This is a genomic window from Exiguobacterium sp. EF_C8 (assembly GCF_054956715.1).
This window is the reverse complement of the sequence record NZ_CM143264.1, coordinates 2,677,077-2,693,577: the sequence shown is the minus strand read 5'-3', so window position 1 is coordinate 2,693,577 and position 16,501 is coordinate 2,677,077. Positions and strand designations below refer to the sequence as shown.

Sequence of the window (16,501 nt, the reverse complement as noted above, 5' to 3'; positions counted from 1 at the left end):
ACTCTCCCTTTATATGTATGATTAGCGCTTGTCTGTTTTTCGCGCTAGTTGATTGCCGAGTGCTTGAATGCTCTGGACGATGACGATGAGGACGACGATCGTCACGATCATGATGAGATTATCGTAGCGATAGTAACCGAAACGGATCGCGAGGTCACCGACACCTCCACCGCCGACGATACCAGCCATCGCCGAGAAGCCGATTAAGCTGATCGTCGTTAATGTGATGCCCTGAATGATGCCAGGGAGTGCTTCCGGTAAGAGGACACTGACGATGATCCGTAATGGTTTCGCTCCGCAGGCTTCCGCTGCTTCGATCAGACCAGGTGGAATTTCACGGAGTGATGTTTCGACGAGGCGCGCGAGAAACGGAATCGCTGCGACACTAAGGCTGACGGACGCTGCCGTCGGACCAATCGTATTATCAAGCAAGAACTTCGTTAATGGAATGAGGGCAACAAGCAAGATGATGAACGGCAAGGACCGGACGATGTTGACGACGAAGTCAAGGACACGTCGGATGGCAATGTTTTGAAAGAATAAACCGCGGTCGGTGACGAACAGGAGAATCCCGAGTGGAATCCCGACGACCAATGCGAAGGCAAGCGAAATGCCAACCATCCACGCCGTCTCACCAAGTGCCTTCAACAACTCGGGTAACATCGTTTGTATACGATCAAGCCACATCCTGAATCACCTCGAGTGTATGAAGTTCCGCCGCAAGCCAGTCGAGGGCAGGTGCGATTTGATCGGAGGATCCCGTCAAGCTGACGATTAAGACACCAAAAGCGACGTCTTGGATGTAATCGACTTTTCCGTGCAGGATGCTGACCGAGATATCGTATCGACGGATGGCTTCCGATAACGTACTTTCACCGGTCTTCTCGCCCGTGAACTGCAGGCGGATGATCTTTCCCGGTGTCGCTTGCAAGATGCGTTCCGGTAGCTCGATCTGGAGTGCCGTGTCGACGTAATGTTGTGTCACCGGATGTTTGGCTTGACTGAACAAATCGTATGTAGAGGCGACTTCGACGACTTCCCCTTGCGACATGACCGCGACACGATGGCAAATCTGTTTGACGACATCGATCTCATGCGTGATGAGGACTATCGTCAATCCGAGTCGTTCATTCAAATCTTTCAACAAATCTAAAATCTGCAGCGTCGTGACCGGATCAAGGGCAGAGGTCGCTTCGTCACATAACAAGACGGTTGGATCATTCGCGAGTGCCCGGGCAATCCCAACGCGCTGTTTTTGTCCGCCGCTCAACTGACTCGGGAAGTTCGTTTCGAATCCTTCGAGTCCGACGAGTGAGACGAGTTCACGGATCCGTTCCGGAAAATCTGCTCGTTTGACGCCAGCAGCCTTCAGTGCGAAAGCAATGTTATCTGCGACATTACGCGACTGGATCAATTGGAAATGCTGAAAGATCATTCCTGTCCGCAAACGAAGTTGACGCAAATCTGCTTTTGACATCCCACCGAGCGAGACACCGTCGACCTTGACCGTTCCTTGTGTCGGATGCTCGAGACCGTTGATCAGACGAAGTAACGTACTCTTACCGGCACCGGATTCACCGATGATCCCAAAGATTTCTCCTTTTTGAATCGTCAAATCGACATCCCGTAATGCGAAAATCGGGGTCCGGTCTCGGACGAACCGTTTCGTAATCTGTTTGAATTCAATCATTTGCTCATCTCCTTGTACAAAAAAAGTCGCTTTTTCCTAGTAGCAGAGCAACCAGAAAAAAGCGACGAAAGTGTAAGATTTCGTAACTTATCTCTCAGAATGAATCCATTCTGTAGGATGTGGCACCGTTCCTGATAGGTGGTTGCCGGACGTCGTTGGGCCTAATCCCTCGGTCGCTCTCGATAAGTAGTTATGCTGTTGGGATTTACTTTAACGGAAATGATTCCCATCTGTCAAATATTTTTTCAGAATTATTCCGCAACGGGTGTCCGGAACAGGTTGAGCGTTCCGATTCGGTCGACGGCCTCCTCTAGCCGTTCGACGTCAGCAATTAAGCTGATCCGCACGTAGCCTTCGCCGTATTCGCCGAAGAATGATCCAGGGGTAACGGCGACGTGTGCTTCGTCAAGCAGATGATCCGTGAAGCTTTGGGACGTGTATCCTTCCGGCACGGGGAGCCAGACGAAGAAGGAACCGCCCGGTCGTGGTCCGCTCCAACCGATTGCATCGAGTTTCGCGAACAATGCATCGCGTCGTGTTTCGTATAAGCTACTTAACTCACGGACACATGTTTGGTCACTCGTCAGGGCAACGGTCGCTGCATGTTGGATCGGTGTGAAGGCACTGACGTAGAGATGTTCCTGATACGTCTCGATGCTTGAGATGACGGACGGATTTCCGATCGCGAAAGCGATTCGGAAGCCAGACATGTTGAAGCGTTTCGAGAGTGAGAACAACTCGATTCCGACATCTTTCGCCCCTTCCGTCTGCAAGAAGCTTCGTGTGGGACCATCAAAGCTGATGCCACCGTAGGCTAAATCATGGACGACACAAATATCATGGGCATCCGCGAAGGCAACTGTCTGTTCGAAGGCTTCTGCTGTCGCTGTCGCACCTGTCGGATTACTCGGGTAATTGAGGAACAACATCCGGGCGCGCTCGACATCTGTCGTATCAAGTAAATCGTAATCCGGCAGGAAGTTATTTTTCTCAAGCAATGGAAGCGTAATCGGGTAAGCACCAGCAAGTGCTGCTCCAGACAGGTAATCCGGGTACCCCGGATCCGGGACGATGACACCTTCTCCAGGATTGACGATCGTTTGTGGTAAGGCGACGATTCCGGCTTTACTACCGAGAAGAATTGCGACCTCGGTTGCCGGATCGATCGTGACGCCGAATTCGTTCGCATAAAAGCTCGCGACGGCTTGCTTTAAAAAATCATGTCCACGAAATGGTGGATATTGAAGGTTTGTTGGCTCATCGATCGCCTGTTTCAAGGCGTCGAGAATATGTACGGGCGTCGTTTGATCGGGTGTTCCTTGACCAAGGGTAATGACATCATGTCCGGCAGCTTTCACAGCACCGATTCGGTTCGCAAGTTCTGCGAAAACGGGAGCAGGAAGCCGATCGATGGCGATGGATGGAGCGAAATGTTTCATGGATGTGTGCCTCCTTAGTAGTATTGTCGTCAAGGATAACGAATATTCAGTCAAAAGAAAAGAACTTTTTTGAGATTCAAAAAAATCGTCCAATAAACAGGTACAGATATGTGGAGCGGGAATAGAGAGTAGGGAGAGGAGTGAGGAGATGAAGCGAGCTAGCTGGAAAGAAGCAGTCGTCTATCAAGTCTATTGGCGCAGTTTTAAGGATTCGAATGGGGACGGCATCGGTGATTTGCGAGGTGTCATCGACAAGCTAGATTACATCGCATCGCTTGGTGTCGATATCGTCTGGTTAAATCCATGTTACCGTTCTCCAGACATCGATAATGGCTATGATATTGCCGATTATTACACGATCATGGACAAGGCGGGGACGATGGGCGATCTACAAGAGTTGATCACAGCGGCTCACGCACGCGGCTTAAAGATAATTCTTGATTTGGTCGTCAATCATACGAGTGACCAGCATGACTGGTTCCGTCAGTCGCGGGACCGAATCCACGACAAGGATGATTGGTACATCTGGAAAGATGGAACGAAAGAGACGCCTCCGAACAATTGGCGGTCGTACTTTGCGCCGAGCCCGTGGACGTGGAGTGAAGAGCGCGAACAATATTATTTCCATTCCTTTGCGAAAGAGCAACCGGACTTAAACTGGGAACAACCGGCTGTCCGGCAAGCGATCTACGACATGATGAACTGGTGGATCGCTCAAGGGATTGACGGTTTCCGGATGGACGTCATCAACTTGATCAAAAAACGTTCGCTTGAGGATGTCGTCAATCCGTTTGATCTATCGTATCTCGGGAATCAACCAGGTGTGCACGACTTCCTTCAGGAAATGCATGCGAACGTCCTTGCCGGGAAAGACTTGTTCACGGTCGGTGAGATTCCGTTCGTCGGTCCAGAAGACGGTCTGTTATATGTCAGTGAAGAACGTGAAGAACTTCGAACGCTGTTTCACTTCGAAATCGCGGACGACATGGAGGCGATGGATCTTTTACGTTTCAAGGAAATTCAGAAACGATGGTATGACGTCTTGTATCCGTTAGGCGTCAATTCACAGTTTCTCAACAACCACGATCATACGCGACAAGTGACCCGCTTCGGCAGTGAACGATACCGAGTCGAGAGTGCGAAACTACTCGGTTTGATGTTGCATACATTACCTGGCATTCCATACGTGTATCAAGGAGAAGAGATTGGGATGACGGGGATTCGCTTCTCGGATCCGTCGCTCTATCAAGACGTCGCCTTTCGCAATCGATATGAAGAGCGCGTCGCTGGCGGCGAGGATCCGGAGGTCGTACTCTCGTCAATGCAGTTACTCGCACGCGATAACTCCCGCACGCCGATGCAGTGGGACGGTACGCACGCGGCAGGCTTTACGAGTGGGAAACCGTGGTTAGCGGTCAATCCGAATTACACGGACATCAACGTCGCACAAGCAGAAGCCGATCCATCATCCGTACTTGCCTTCTACCGAGCATTGATTCAGATGCGAAAGGATCATCCAATTATGGTCTATGGTACGTATCGCGACTTAGCTCTTCATGATCCGTATCTCTACATCTATGAGCGGGAACTAGAAGGAGAAGTGTGGCGGATCGTTCTCAACGTGCATGACGAACCGATGCAAACTGCCTTCGTTTTATCACAAGATAAGTTGCTTGTGTCGAACTATCCAGATATCTCGGATGAACTACGTCCTTATGAAGCACGTGTATATCGATATACTGTTACAGAACAGAATTGAATTGCTGGACGAAAAAACATCCGCGACGTGTCAGGAACGCGTCGCGGATGTTTTTTCGTGTGTTATTTGAAAGGTGACGATTTTTTCGTCTGTAAGACTTGCGTGAATCGATCGACGGCTTGGCGCATCTCGTAACTTGGTCCAAGGATGAGGGGACCATGTCCGACGGCAAGAATATCCGGAGACAGTTCCGTTAATTGATCGGCGGAGCGAAGAGCAACGTCCGGATCCCATGTCGCAAGTGCTGGGAACGGAAATTGCCAACGGACGTCACCGGAGACAGCGAGTCCCCCTTGTGTCTGAAAGGCATCTCCGGCGATTAGCATCCGACTACCTTCATGCCAAAGAGAAATCGAACCAGGTGTATGACCTGGCGAGGCGATGACGCTGAGGCTACCGACTTGTTGACCACTTTCGAGCAATCGATCTGGACGTGTTTTGATGTTTTTCGGAATACCGCCTTTTAAGGGGGTCGTTTCGCCTTCGCGTAGCGTCTCGTCCCCACTGAGCAATGCGGCATCACGGTAACTGATGCAGACTTGAGCGAGAGGAAAGGCATTCGCAAGGAAGTCGAGCGAGCCGACATGATCGGCATGTGCGTGTGTCAGGATAATTGCGCCGAGCGGTTTTTCTTGCTTTCGAATATAGTGATAAAGCGCCTTTGCGTTGATTCCGAGTCCGGCGTCAATCAATGTCAAACTGTCTGCTTCTTCAAACAGGTAGCAATTGACCGGGAAAAAGGATGGGGTCGTCTGCAATTGGTGTAAACGTTCGATGATCGTGACACGCATCGGCTTCACTCCTTCAAAAAGTAAATAGACTTCTTCTTTAGTATCGTCTGTTTTTGAATAGGCGTCTAGACGGATTATGTGTAAAAAGAGGCACCATCTATTACTAGATGATCCCTCCCTTGCTAATTATTCAAATGTCACAGCGAAGACAGCACCGGCATGTGGTGCATCATCTCCGTTGGCAGCTGTCGTAACGAGTAAGCGATCTTCGTAAAAAATCGGACATGTCGGATTCGAGACAGGGAAGTCGACATGATCCAGTTTTTCGCCCGTCGTAAGATTCCAACGTGTGATACATGATCCGGCGTAATGTGCAATCCAAGCATGACCTTCAGCATCCTTCGTCATACCATCCGGGAATCCTTCTTCCTCTTCGAGATCAACGGCGACGCGTTTATTCGAAAGTGGGGCATCGGGAGCGTAGTCGAAGGCATAGACTTTTTTCGTTGGTGTATCGATATGATAGAGCGTCTTGCCATCTTCTGACCAGACGAGTCCATTGGAGTTCGTCAAGTCTTCGTGTAAAACATCGATGGAACCGTCATGACGCAGACGGAACAGTCCAGCTGTTTTACCGTCTTCTTCATTAATGCTACCAGCGACATATTGTCCGGTCGGATCGAGCTTACCATCGTTCATCCGATCAGAATCCGGTAATGACAATTGATGTTCGAGAGACAGATGTCCTTCCTTAAGATCGAACGTGCCAAAGCCATGTGCTGATGTGACACGCAATAAGTCCGGAGCGTCCGTCAAGGCAATCGATGTAATAGCGCTTGGCAACGTATATGGTTTAAGTGCTTCTGTAACAAGATCATATGAAAAGAGCAGTTGATTCGGAATATCGACGAAATAAAAGCGTTTTGTTTTTGCGTCGTAAACAGGGGATTCACCTGTCTTGCAGGTGATATCAATGAATAGGGAAACGGTCATGAGTACTCTTCCTCCTAAGCGGACGGCTCTACATGCTGTCCAAGTAATAACAATTTAGTATACCTGTTTTGATACGCAATCAAACCTAAGTCAAGGTGTACACTCGCAACGACTTTGGGAAAAGAAACGTTAAAAAAATAGCCTGCTTCCAAAGCAGACTATCGGTATGAACGTGACGTCAGCGGCTTTTCACCAGTAGGTTGACCGCTTCCTTCACGAGTTCTTCTGTTTGTCCATCGCCGTTTTGTTCTGCTTCCTTGACACACTCGATCAAATTCGAGCTAACGACGACGCCGATCGTCCGGTCAATCGCAGAACGGGCAGCGGAGAGCTGGGTGATGACATCGCGGCAATCTTGCCCTTCTTCCATCATCCGTAAAATACCTCGTAGCTGTCCTTCAATCCGACTAACACGGTTTTTCATCTTCCGATCATAATCCATCTTTATTCCTCCGATTCCCGTTGACCTGATGTCATGTAGTATCTTTATGCTATGCCCATTACGGTATCGCTGTCAATTCAGCAGAATTTTAAGCTATACTTTTAATAGAATGAGGGAATATGGATGTGGTGAAGTTTTTTACTTAGAAAATGGATGAAATCGAAAACGATTTGGTGTCAGCTTGCGTATACTATATGATAGGGCTGACGTCAGAAGGAGGAGAAGGATGCACACTCAATCCGATGAATCGCTTTATCATCTGATGCGTAGCGGTGACGAGCAAGCTCTCGAGACATTATACGATAAGTACGAGAGGTTATTGTTTTCATTCGCCCATCGCTTTACGAATAATGACCGGTTGTCCGAAGAAGTCATACAGGAAGTATGGATGAAGATTTGGAATGGTCGTGTTGATTTTGATACACAAAAAGGAAAGTTTTCATCGTGGATTTTAACGATTACACGTAACGCGGCACTCGATTGTCTCCGTCGTGAAAAACGACAACCGACGATCGAAGTCGAAGAGCGGGATGGTGGATACGACGAGCCGGTCGAGCGGACGGTCATGCAGCGGGAAACGGCTGCTGAAGTACGCGGCGCGGTCAGTGAATTGAAGCCAGAACAGCAAGAGCTGATCGAACTCGTTTACTTCCAGGGGATGACGCAACAACAGATTTCAGAGCAGCTCGATTTACCTCTTGGAACGGTCAAGACGCGAATCAGGAGCGCGATTCAAGCATTACGAAAACGAATGGATGGGAGGGAACGAGATGGAAGAACGTTGTCATGACTTAATCGATTATTTTAATGGAACATTATCCGCAGCTGATCGCGACGCGTTCGAAGCGCATCTTGCGACGTGCGAAGAATGTCGTGAAGCGCTTTTAGAAATGGAAGAACTCATGCTTCCCATCGCTGAATCGCTTCCGGAGCGACCCGTTCCTGCAGGTATGAAAGCACGAATTCTTGGAGAAGTCCTTGGTTCAGCAGAGGCAGCGTCTCCGAAGGAAGCACCGATGACTACTCCGGTAGACATTAAACAAGCACGTCAGCAACAAACGAAGAAGAAGAGTGTGCCACTCGGTTGGTTGATGAGTATCGCCGCTGCCTTGATTCTCTCGCTTGGTGCGAATGCCTACTTCCTGTCACAGGAAGAGAGCACAGATACACCAGAGACGTTAGCCATGGATGAGATCAAAGGGATGGGGAACTTTGAAAGTACCGAGTCCATTAAAGGATCGAGCATGATTTTCACGCAAAACGATAAATCGTATATGCTCGTTCAACTGAAAGATTTACCACCGCTTCAAAAAGGTCAGCTCTATCAATTGTGGACGCTCGAAGGAGAGACACCTACTGCGAACGGTGTCATCGAAAAAGATGGAGAGGCAGCAGCTGTCTTCCCGCTTAAAGGAGACGGAAAAGTTGATGCCGTCGCCATCACGGTCGAACCCGAACCGGATTTAGAAAAACCGACGGGTGAAATCGTCGCATCGGTAGCACTCTAAAAATGATGTTTAACGGATCCGTCTCGAGCGGATCCGTTTTTGTGTAAGATGTCGAGTGGATTAGGTAAAAAAGTGATGGAATGATAAGAAATCAAACGAATTTCTAAATTTCACTGAAAAAAAGAGTCAGAGCAGACGATAGTTAGGAGAATGACATTTCATAAGGAGAGACCTCATACAATGAATGAATGGATCATCTTAACGAAACACTACGAAGTGACATTAGTCGTGGTATCGGTGCTCGTTGCCATCCTCGGCTCATATGGTTCACTGGAGTTAAATCGTCGTCTAGCGAAAGCGACTTCCTTAAAGAAGCGTGCCTTGTTCCTCTCGTCGTTGACGATGGGGTTATCGATCTGGGGAATGCATTTCGTCGGGATGGGGGCATTCGCTCTGTCCGTCACGGTTCGCTATGATTGGTTTTTAATGTTCTTATCCGTCATTCCCGCTATTTTGGCTGCTTTCATTGCCTTTCATTTGTTGTACTCGTCGACGATTACGCGAAAGAAGGTCATTTTAGCAGGATCCCTGATGGGGAGCGGAATCGCTACGATGCATTACCTTGGCATGATGGCGATGGAGTTCGGTGGAGCCGTTCGGTATGAGAAGAGTTTATTTTTTTTATCCGTCCTGATTGCAGTCACTGTCGCCTATATCGCCTTGCTACTGCTTCATCGCTTGAGACATGTCGCTAAGAAACGGATCTTGATTCCCATCGCAGTCGTGATGGGGTTTGCCATCTCTTCGATGCATTATGTCGGAATGCTCGGCACATCGTTCTGTATTCCAGCCTCAGATGCCGGACTTATCGGTGATGCTCCAATCACGTCGAACATCTTGAATGAAGTCGCGATACCGGTCTTCTTGATTCTCGTGTTGATTGCAGGTCTCTACATTCACCTCGAACGTCGTGCACTGCAGATGATGGCGTATACCGATCATCTGACGGGATTACACAACCGACGATGGCTCGATCATCACATGACAAAAGTCGATGCCCAGTATGGTCGTGCTAAGCAGGAGATGGCGATGGCGTTACTTGATCTTGATGGATACAAATGGGTCAATGACACATTCGGATTCGATAAGGGAGATGCGGTCATCCGCCAATTCGCAGAACGGATGTTACAGACGTTGAAGGAAGATGAAGCGTGTATTCGTTATAACGGGACGCAGTTCTTCCTCATCAAACGTGTCTCACAAGAAGACATGACAGATGTCTTCGAACAAATTTTAGACGATGTACGTCTTCCGATTGATCTCGAAGATCAACCGGTTCATTTGACAGCAACGATGGGCGTCATCCTCCCGAATGCGAAGGAATCACTTGAGATGCGAATCGGTCAGATGGAGAGTGCGCTTCGGGCTGGCAAAAATGAGGGACGTGATCGCTTCATCGTGTATGATGACTCACTACACTCGGATCGTAGAGAGCAATTGATTGTCGGATCCTTACGCCGGGCGATGACGGATTTCAAGGAGTTCGCCCTCGTCTATCAACCGAAGATCGCCCTTGCGACGGGAAAAGTTGATCAAGCGGAAGTCTTGATCCGCTGGAATCATCCGAAGTTTGGTTTCATCTCACCGGCGGAGTTCATCCCGCTTGCAGAAAAATACAGTTTGATTCACCGTTTAACTGAGTGGGTACTCAAAGAGACCGTCGCCCAGATGGAGATTTGGAAGAAGGAAGATTATTTCATTCGCCAAGTCTCGGTGAACTTATCGGCGATGCATTTCCGGTCCGAGTCACACAACTTAATGATTAAGGAAATCGTCCACCATTCATTGAAGAATGGGAGCGAACTACAGCTACAGCTTGAAATCACGGAAACATCCGTCATGGAGAACCTCGACCGGGCAATGATGATGCTCGGTGAACTGAAACAACTCAGTCTGACGATTGCACTTGATGATTTCGGAACGGGTCTATCATCATTGACACACCTGAAGCATCTCCCGATTGATATCCTGAAGATCGATAAATCGTTCATCGATGAAGTCCCGCATGACGAACGCGGAACGGCAATCACGGAAATGATCATCCAGCTTGCGAAGAGTCTCGGGATCGAAGTCGTCGCGGAAGGCGTCGAGACACTCGAACAGCATCTTTTCCTGAAACGTCTCGGTTGTGATTATGGACAAGGTTATTATTACAGTAAGCCGATGCATGTGAAGGATCTGAATCAGCGGACGATTGAAGAGACCGTTCTAAATGTCGGATAAAGCAATCCAAACACGACTTTCGTTCGTATACTAGATAAGCATGCGAGGATGATGCATGCGACGTCTGGGGGGACGCAAAGCGCTGGATTTTCTCACCAGCTTGTGCACGACGCAGACAGACATCTAGTACATTCAATCATACTCAGACCATCCAAGCTTTTAACGTAGCACCTGTCTGTTCGAACACAAACAAAGGCAACTTCCATCGCGGAAGTTGCCTTTTTCGTCTGTGCTTATGAACGAACTGTCAGGACACAGCCTGTTTGATCCGTAACGAGCACGTTCGTATTGAAGTATTGTCCATCGCTTTTAAGGATTAACGCTTTTTTCTCCGCGTTGTAATCGAGCGTCATGTCTTGATCGAGGAAATGACTCGACCATCGTTTGACAAGAACGGGTCCGACATTCGAGTCGATCGTCATGTCTTCCGGTGTCGCTTCATCGACGAGACGAATACTGAAAATACCAGAGTTTCCGCAACCGCAACCTTCTGTATCGTAGTAGAGGTGTAGTTGACCGGATACTTCACCGCGTAATTGATTGATTCGTTCCTGAGCAGATGATGTAAATGTGATGTTCATGGTCATTCACTCCTTTTCTCTAGTATACGCCGTTCGAATGAGAAAGGAACGTCACTTGCTCACGCTGACTCGACGGCGCATCCGTACAAGAAGGAAGATATACCCGGCTAACAATAAGACGACGCTACCGAGAACCGCCGTATCGACGAGACCGTTATCCGACTCGAAATTGATTGCGATGTACGCCCAGACGAAGACGAGCGGATAAATCGGATCGCGGTTTGCGAACATGAAGAGAAGGGCGACGATGACACCGACGACCAGCATAATCATCGTCCAACCGGCATCTCCGATTCCAAGCCACGACGTCACGCCCTCTGCGTTGATCGTTAGGAAGATGTCGGCGATCGTTGCGACCGATACCCAGCCGAGATAAAGCGAGAAAGGTAGCTTGAAGCGTAAGCCTTTCGTCTCGCGGTCGATTTTCGAGTAGATGACGATCAATGACAGCAAGAGACCAACGATGACGACGACAGAGACGACGAACAATTCGAAGGTGAATGAGACAATCCAGCCAGCATTGAATAAACAGCTGATCAGGAACCATGGTCCGATTTTTTTCGCCAGTTCATGTTCCTTGAATTTTGGGATCGTTTGGAGAATCAACCAAATGAGTAAAATCGTATAGATCAATCCCCAAATCGAGAACGCATAACCAGCCGGTTTGAATAACGTAAAGATGGAGTCAGAAATCCGTCCTGTCTTTCCACCATCGAGGGCGTTCACAGCAATCGTAAAGATGAAGCCGACCCAGTTAAGCCAAATCCATTTATTTTTCAAACAAAAAACCTCCTTTATTCTCTAAAGAAGGTTTACCCAAAAATCATTTTCATTAGTCATCATGGTCGACGCGTCGGGTTCAAAAAGGACATGCCGATGGCGGGGTTTCCGGTATGTGAACCGAGAACCGGCGTTAAATCATCGATTCGGACCCGGACGTCGAACTGTGCTTCGAGTCGATTTTTCCAATCGAGCGCCAGTTCATACGCTGTCGCGTGGAACAACGAGATGTCCGTCACTTGACCGCGCTCGAGAATCAAAACAAGGTGATCAAAAATCTTTGAATGGGCTTTCTTGAACGTCCGAACGGTTTGGTATGGAACGATCTTTCCTTCTTCGAAGTGGAACAACGGACGCAGTTGCAACAAGTTACCGACGAATGCCTTCGTCGAGGAGATCCGTCCACCGGCTTGCAATTGATCGAGGTTCGCGACAGTGAATTCGATATGGTGGTCGAAACGACGCTCCAGAATGATCTGTTCGACGGATTCAATCGAATGTCCCGCTTCGACGAGCTCGATTGCCTCTGCTAAGAGCTGACCAGCCGGATAAATCCCACAACGAGAATCAATCGCGATCAAGCGGAAGCCGGCAATTTCTGCGCCTTGGACGGACGCGTTATACGTTCCGCTCAGTTCACTCGACAGGTGGATAGCAAAACCGATGTCGTAATCTTCTTTTAGTCGTTCGTAGTGTTCGGTAAAACTACCGATGGAAGGTTGACTCGTCGTCACTTTATGTTTTGCATCAATCCAGCTATAGACGGTTTCCGCATTTACATCGACCCCATCGATGAAACTTTCGCCATCCTTCATGACGAGTAAAGGGACAACCGAGAGATCGTCGCGCTTTGCGATCGTATCCGGTAAAATCGTCGTACTATCAGTGATCCAAGCAATCCGCATTACAAGTTCCTCCTCAAATTAGTACCTGATAATAATTGTAGGTGTAAGCGTTCTCGCTGTCAAATGAACATTAAAAAATATCAAACGTTTTAGTTGATTAAATAATGAAATACGCTATAATCGGTACGTGATTAGTAAACTTTTAGTCATCTTATACTAAACTAAGCCGATGAGAGGAGGACGTCGATTGTACTCAATCGGACAAAAAATCAAGAACCTCCGTCTTCAAAAGGGATTGACGCAAGAGGAACTCGGGGAAAGAACAGACCTGAGTAAAGGGTACATCTCGCAACTCGAACGGGAAATCAGTTCCCCATCGATCGAGACATTGTTTCATCTCCTTGAAGTCCTTGGCATCTCACCGAAGGATTTCTTTGATGAGGACGCACTCAATCAAAAAGTCGTCTATGGAGAAGAAGATGTCACAACATATGCGGACGAAGAACAAGGGTATCATGTCACATGGCTCATCCCGGAATCAAATGAAAAAGAGATGGAACCGGTCCTGCTGACACTTGCGCCAGGGGGAGCCTTCAAGACGTATGAACCGTCGGGAGCGGAGACATTTGTCTATGTGCTCGCGGGGAACGTCACGTTGACGCTCGGACGTCAGTCTTTTTTAGCGAAGCAAGGGGAGACACTTTACTATAAGGCTTCAGAAATTCATCAATTACGCAATGAGTCAATGCAAGAGACAAAGGTCCTTGTGACCGCAACCGACTCATACCTATAAAGGAGGAACTAGATTGGCAGATACTACGATCATTCAATTCAAGGACGTCACGAAACGTTATGACGATCAGACCGTTCTTGATCAAGTCAGCTTTGAAATCGAACGCGGAAAGTTCTATACGTTACTCGGACCATCGGGTTGCGGGAAAACGACGATCTTACGACTTATCGCCGGTTTTTCGGAAGCGACAGAGGGAGACATTATCTTCGACGGGAAACGGATCAATGATGTGCCGGCGAATAAACGTCAAGTTAATACCGTTTTCCAAGATTACGCACTGTTCCCACACTTAAATGTCTTCGAAAACATTGCTTTTGGTCTTCGGATCAAGAAGGTGAAGGAAGCGGAAATTGCACAACGTGTGACCGATGCATTGAAGTTCGTCAACTTGTCAGGTTATGAGAAACGGGAAATCACCGAGATGTCGGGTGGACAACGGCAGCGTGTCGCGATTGCCCGGGCAATCGTCAATGAACCGGAAGTCATCTTGCTCGATGAGCCGCTATCAGCACTCGACTTGAAATTGCGGACAGAGATGCAATATGAGCTCCGCGACTTACAACGTCGTCTTGGGATCACGTTCATCTTCGTCACACACGACCAAGAAGAGGCACTCGCGATGTCAGATGAAATCTTCGTTCTCAATCACGGCGTCATTCAACAATCGGGAACGCCGACAGATATTTATGATGAACCGATCAACCGCTTCGTTGCGGACTTCATCGGCGAGTCGAATATCATTCCTGGACGTATGATCGAAGATTATCGAGTTTGGTTCGCAGAAAAAGAATTCGAATGTGTTGACCGCGGTCTTGAGCTGAACGAACCGGTCGAAATCGTCATTCGTCCCGAGGATCTTGAAATTACGAATGTGACACAAGGAAAACTAAAGGTTACGGTCGACTCACAGTTGTTCCGTGGGGTGCACTATGAGATCGCCTGTATGGATGAAGTCGGAAACGAATGGCTCGTCCACAGTACGAAAAAAGCGACGGTTGGTGAACAAATCGGTCTGACGTTTGATCCGGAAGCGATTCACGTCATGCGATTGAACGAGACGGAAGAAGAATTTGATAAGCGTCTGGAATCCTACGACGGGGTGTTATGATGCAGAAATCACGTAACTGGTATCTCATCCCGTATCTATTCTGGATCGCCTTATTCGTCATCGCACCAATTGTGCTCGTCGTCTATTATTCGTTCCTTGATCTTGATGGCAATTTCTCATTTGAGAACTACCGGAACTTCTTCACATCGACGTATCTAACGATGACGCTTAGTTCGTTCTGGTATGCCTTTTTGATCACCTTGTTTTCACTCTTGATCGGTTATCCGACGGCTTATTTGCTGACGAAGACGAAACATAAACAACTTTGGCTGTTGCTCGTCATCTTGCCGACGTGGATCAACTTATTGTTGAAAACCTACGCCTTCATCGGATTATTCAGTACGTATGGTCTCGCAAATCAAACGCTTGAAGCGATCGGAATCGGACGGAAGCAAATCTTGTTTACCGATTTCAGTTTTGTCTTCGTCTCGGTTTACATTTTCATTCCGTTCATGATCCTACCGATCTTTAACGCGATAGAAAAACTGAGTCCATCGCTCGTCTTCGCGGCACGTGATCTCGGAGCTTCAAATTTCACGACATTCCGTCGTGTCGTCTTTCCGTTGACACTTGACGGTGTGAAATCAGGCTGTCAGCTTGTCTTCATTCCGGCATTGTCACTGTTCATGATCACGCGTTTGATTGCCGGGAACCGCGTCATTACGCTCGGTACGGCGATTGAACAGCAATTCCTCGTGACACAGAACTGGGGCATGGGCGCTACGATTGCCGTCTTCCTCATCATCGCGATGGCAATCATCCTTGCCTTGACAAGTACGAAACGGAAGAAAGGAGCGACGACTTGATGAAACGTCTGAAACTAGCAAATCTTTATTTGATCGGTGTCTTCATCATTTTGTATGCTCCGATTTTTTATCTCGCATTCTATTCGTTCAACAGCGCTGATAACATGACGAACTTCGATTCGTTCACGTGGGATTGGTATAAGGAAGTCTTCCAAGATTCACGCTTGTTGATCATCGTCTTGAACACACTCGTCATCGCGTTGTTGTCAGCTGCAATCTCGACGATTCTCGGAGTATTCGGAGCGATCGGGATCCAGGCGGTCCGCAAGAAACGTGTCGAGACGTCGTTGTTGACGCTCAACAGTATCTTGATCGTCAGCCCCGATGTCATCATCGGAGCATCGTTTTTGATCTTCTTTACGATGCTTGGAATCCAGCTTGGCTTTACGTCAGTCTTACTCTCTCATATCGCATTTTCGGTACCGATCGTCGTCATTCTCGTCTTGCCGAAATTACAGGAGATGAGTCCAACGCTCGTCGATGCGGCGCGTGACTTAGGCGCGAGTCGCTGGGATGTCTTAACGAAGGTCGTCCTGCCGTACATCACACCCGGTATCTTTGCTGGATTCTTTACAGCATTGACGTATTCACTTGACGATTTTGCGGTGACATTTTTCGTAACAGGAAACGGCTTTACGACATTATCTGTCGAAATCTACTCACTTGCCCGCCAAGGGATTTCGATGAAGATCAATGCGTTGTCGACCGTCATCTTCTTGTTTACATTCCTGCTCGTCATCGGCTACTACTTCTTGAACCAACGAGCTGCTACGAAGCTTTCGCGACCGGAGGTGAAATGACCG

The 16,501-nt window shown here is 48.2% G+C and carries 17 protein-coding genes and 1 riboswitch; of the genes, 8 read left to right on the top strand and 9 right to left on the bottom strand.

Annotation, left to right across the window (positions count from 1 at the left end; translation table 11 throughout):
* Window positions 1–21: 21 nt before the first annotated feature.
* From ACY2IG_RS14240 to ACY2IG_RS14230, 3 genes are all read right to left on the bottom strand, one after another.
* On the bottom strand, window positions 22–687 hold the full coding sequence (locus ACY2IG_RS14240; protein ID WP_056063199.1) for a methionine ABC transporter permease: 666 nt from the start codon (window positions 685–687) through the stop codon (window positions 22–24).
* Window positions 677–1,690, bottom strand: a complete 1,014-nt coding sequence (locus ACY2IG_RS14235) for a methionine ABC transporter ATP-binding protein (protein WP_035410309.1) — start codon at window positions 1,688–1,690, stop codon at window positions 677–679. Before ACY2IG_RS14235 ends, ACY2IG_RS14240 begins: the two co-directional genes overlap by 11 nt.
* Before the next feature lie 84 nt (window positions 1,691–1,774).
* Window positions 1,775–1,879, bottom strand: a riboswitch (SAM riboswitch).
* Window positions 1,880–1,941: 62 nt separating this feature from the next.
* The gene (locus ACY2IG_RS14230) at window positions 1,942–3,129 is read right to left on the bottom strand and encodes an aminotransferase class I/II-fold pyridoxal phosphate-dependent enzyme (RefSeq protein ID WP_462618073.1); all 1,188 of its coding nucleotides are present in this window, start codon (window positions 3,127–3,129) and stop codon (window positions 1,942–1,944) included.
* Window positions 3,130–3,277: 148 nt separating this feature from the next.
* Between ACY2IG_RS14230 and ACY2IG_RS14225 the strand changes: the two genes are divergently transcribed.
* A complete protein-coding gene (locus tag ACY2IG_RS14225) occupies window positions 3,278–4,888 on the top strand; it encodes an alpha-glucosidase (RefSeq protein WP_290752642.1) in 1,611 nt (536 codons plus the stop codon).
* A gap of 62 nt (window positions 4,889–4,950) precedes the next feature.
* Here ACY2IG_RS14225 and ACY2IG_RS14220 read toward each other — a convergent pair whose 3' ends face one another.
* From ACY2IG_RS14220 to ACY2IG_RS14210, 3 genes are all read right to left on the bottom strand, one after another.
* Window positions 4,951–5,679 carry an MBL fold metallo-hydrolase gene (locus tag ACY2IG_RS14220; RefSeq protein ID WP_035410300.1) on the bottom strand — a complete coding sequence of 243 codons (729 nt, stop codon included), beginning with the start codon at window positions 5,677–5,679 and terminating at the stop codon, window positions 4,951–4,953.
* Window positions 5,680–5,805: 126 nt separating this feature from the next.
* Window positions 5,806–6,612 carry an SMP-30/gluconolactonase/LRE family protein gene (locus ACY2IG_RS14215; RefSeq protein WP_056063188.1) on the bottom strand — a complete coding sequence of 269 codons (807 nt, stop codon included), beginning with the start codon at window positions 6,610–6,612 and terminating at the stop codon, window positions 5,806–5,808.
* Between the two features lie 178 nt (window positions 6,613–6,790).
* The gene (locus ACY2IG_RS14210) at window positions 6,791–7,054 is read right to left on the bottom strand and encodes a metal-sensitive transcriptional regulator (protein ID WP_035410294.1); all 264 of its coding nucleotides are present in this window, start codon (window positions 7,052–7,054) and stop codon (window positions 6,791–6,793) included.
* 226 nt (window positions 7,055–7,280) lie between these two features.
* On the opposite strand from ACY2IG_RS14210, the gene ACY2IG_RS14205 reads away from it, so the two are divergent.
* The 3 genes from ACY2IG_RS14205 to ACY2IG_RS14195 all read left to right on the top strand — a co-directional run bounded on the left by ACY2IG_RS14205 (window position 7,281) and on the right by ACY2IG_RS14195 (window position 10,785).
* Complete coding sequence (locus ACY2IG_RS14205) at window positions 7,281–7,844, top strand: RNA polymerase sigma factor (RefSeq protein ID WP_029342596.1); 564 nt, start codon at window positions 7,281–7,283, stop codon at window positions 7,842–7,844.
* Window positions 7,825–8,562 (top strand): anti-sigma factor, encoded by a 738-nt coding sequence (locus tag ACY2IG_RS14200; protein WP_035410288.1) that lies wholly within the window; start codon window positions 7,825–7,827, stop codon window positions 8,560–8,562. The genes ACY2IG_RS14205 and ACY2IG_RS14200 overlap by 20 nt, the downstream gene beginning before the upstream one ends.
* Window positions 8,563–8,742: 180 nt before the next feature.
* Window positions 8,743–10,785, top strand: coding sequence for a bifunctional diguanylate cyclase/phosphodiesterase (locus ACY2IG_RS14195; protein WP_035410285.1), 2,043 nt, complete (start codon window positions 8,743–8,745; stop codon window positions 10,783–10,785).
* A 233-nt stretch (window positions 10,786–11,018) separates the two neighbouring features.
* Here the strand turns inward: ACY2IG_RS14195 and ACY2IG_RS14190 are convergent, their stop codons facing one another.
* From ACY2IG_RS14190 to ACY2IG_RS14180, 3 genes are read right to left on the bottom strand one after another with little or no spacing between them, the layout of a single operon-like run.
* Window positions 11,019–11,366 carry an iron-sulfur cluster biosynthesis family protein gene (locus ACY2IG_RS14190; RefSeq protein ID WP_368914520.1) on the bottom strand — a complete coding sequence of 116 codons (348 nt, stop codon included), beginning with the start codon at window positions 11,364–11,366 and terminating at the stop codon, window positions 11,019–11,021.
* A gap of 51 nt (window positions 11,367–11,417) precedes the next feature.
* Window positions 11,418–12,146, bottom strand: a complete 729-nt coding sequence (locus tag ACY2IG_RS14185) for a tryptophan-rich sensory protein (protein ID WP_214852355.1) — start codon at window positions 12,144–12,146, stop codon at window positions 11,418–11,420.
* A gap of 59 nt (window positions 12,147–12,205) precedes the next feature.
* A complete protein-coding gene (locus tag ACY2IG_RS14180) occupies window positions 12,206–13,051 on the bottom strand; it encodes a DegV family protein (protein WP_368914521.1) in 846 nt (281 codons plus the stop codon).
* Between the two features lie 187 nt (window positions 13,052–13,238).
* Here ACY2IG_RS14180 and ACY2IG_RS14175 point away from each other — a divergent pair, with 187 nt between their 5' ends.
* The 4 genes from ACY2IG_RS14175 to ACY2IG_RS14160 are packed head-to-tail and all read left to right on the top strand — an operon-like array spanning window position 13,239 to window position 16,498.
* Entirely contained in the window at window positions 13,239–13,784 is a 546-nt protein-coding gene (locus tag ACY2IG_RS14175) for a helix-turn-helix domain-containing protein (RefSeq protein WP_081780412.1), read from the top strand.
* Between the two features lie 13 nt (window positions 13,785–13,797).
* Window positions 13,798–14,892, top strand: coding sequence for an ABC transporter ATP-binding protein (locus ACY2IG_RS14170; RefSeq protein ID WP_035410273.1), 1,095 nt, complete (start codon window positions 13,798–13,800; stop codon window positions 14,890–14,892).
* Window positions 14,892–15,698 carry an ABC transporter permease gene (locus ACY2IG_RS14165; RefSeq protein ID WP_081780411.1) on the top strand — a complete coding sequence of 269 codons (807 nt, stop codon included), beginning with the start codon at window positions 14,892–14,894 and terminating at the stop codon, window positions 15,696–15,698. Before ACY2IG_RS14170 ends, ACY2IG_RS14165 begins: the two co-directional genes overlap by 1 nt.
* Window positions 15,698–16,498, top strand: a complete 801-nt coding sequence (locus ACY2IG_RS14160) for an ABC transporter permease (RefSeq protein ID WP_035410268.1) — start codon at window positions 15,698–15,700, stop codon at window positions 16,496–16,498. The genes ACY2IG_RS14165 and ACY2IG_RS14160 overlap by 1 nt, the downstream gene beginning before the upstream one ends.
* Window positions 16,499–16,501 lie beyond the last annotated feature (3 nt).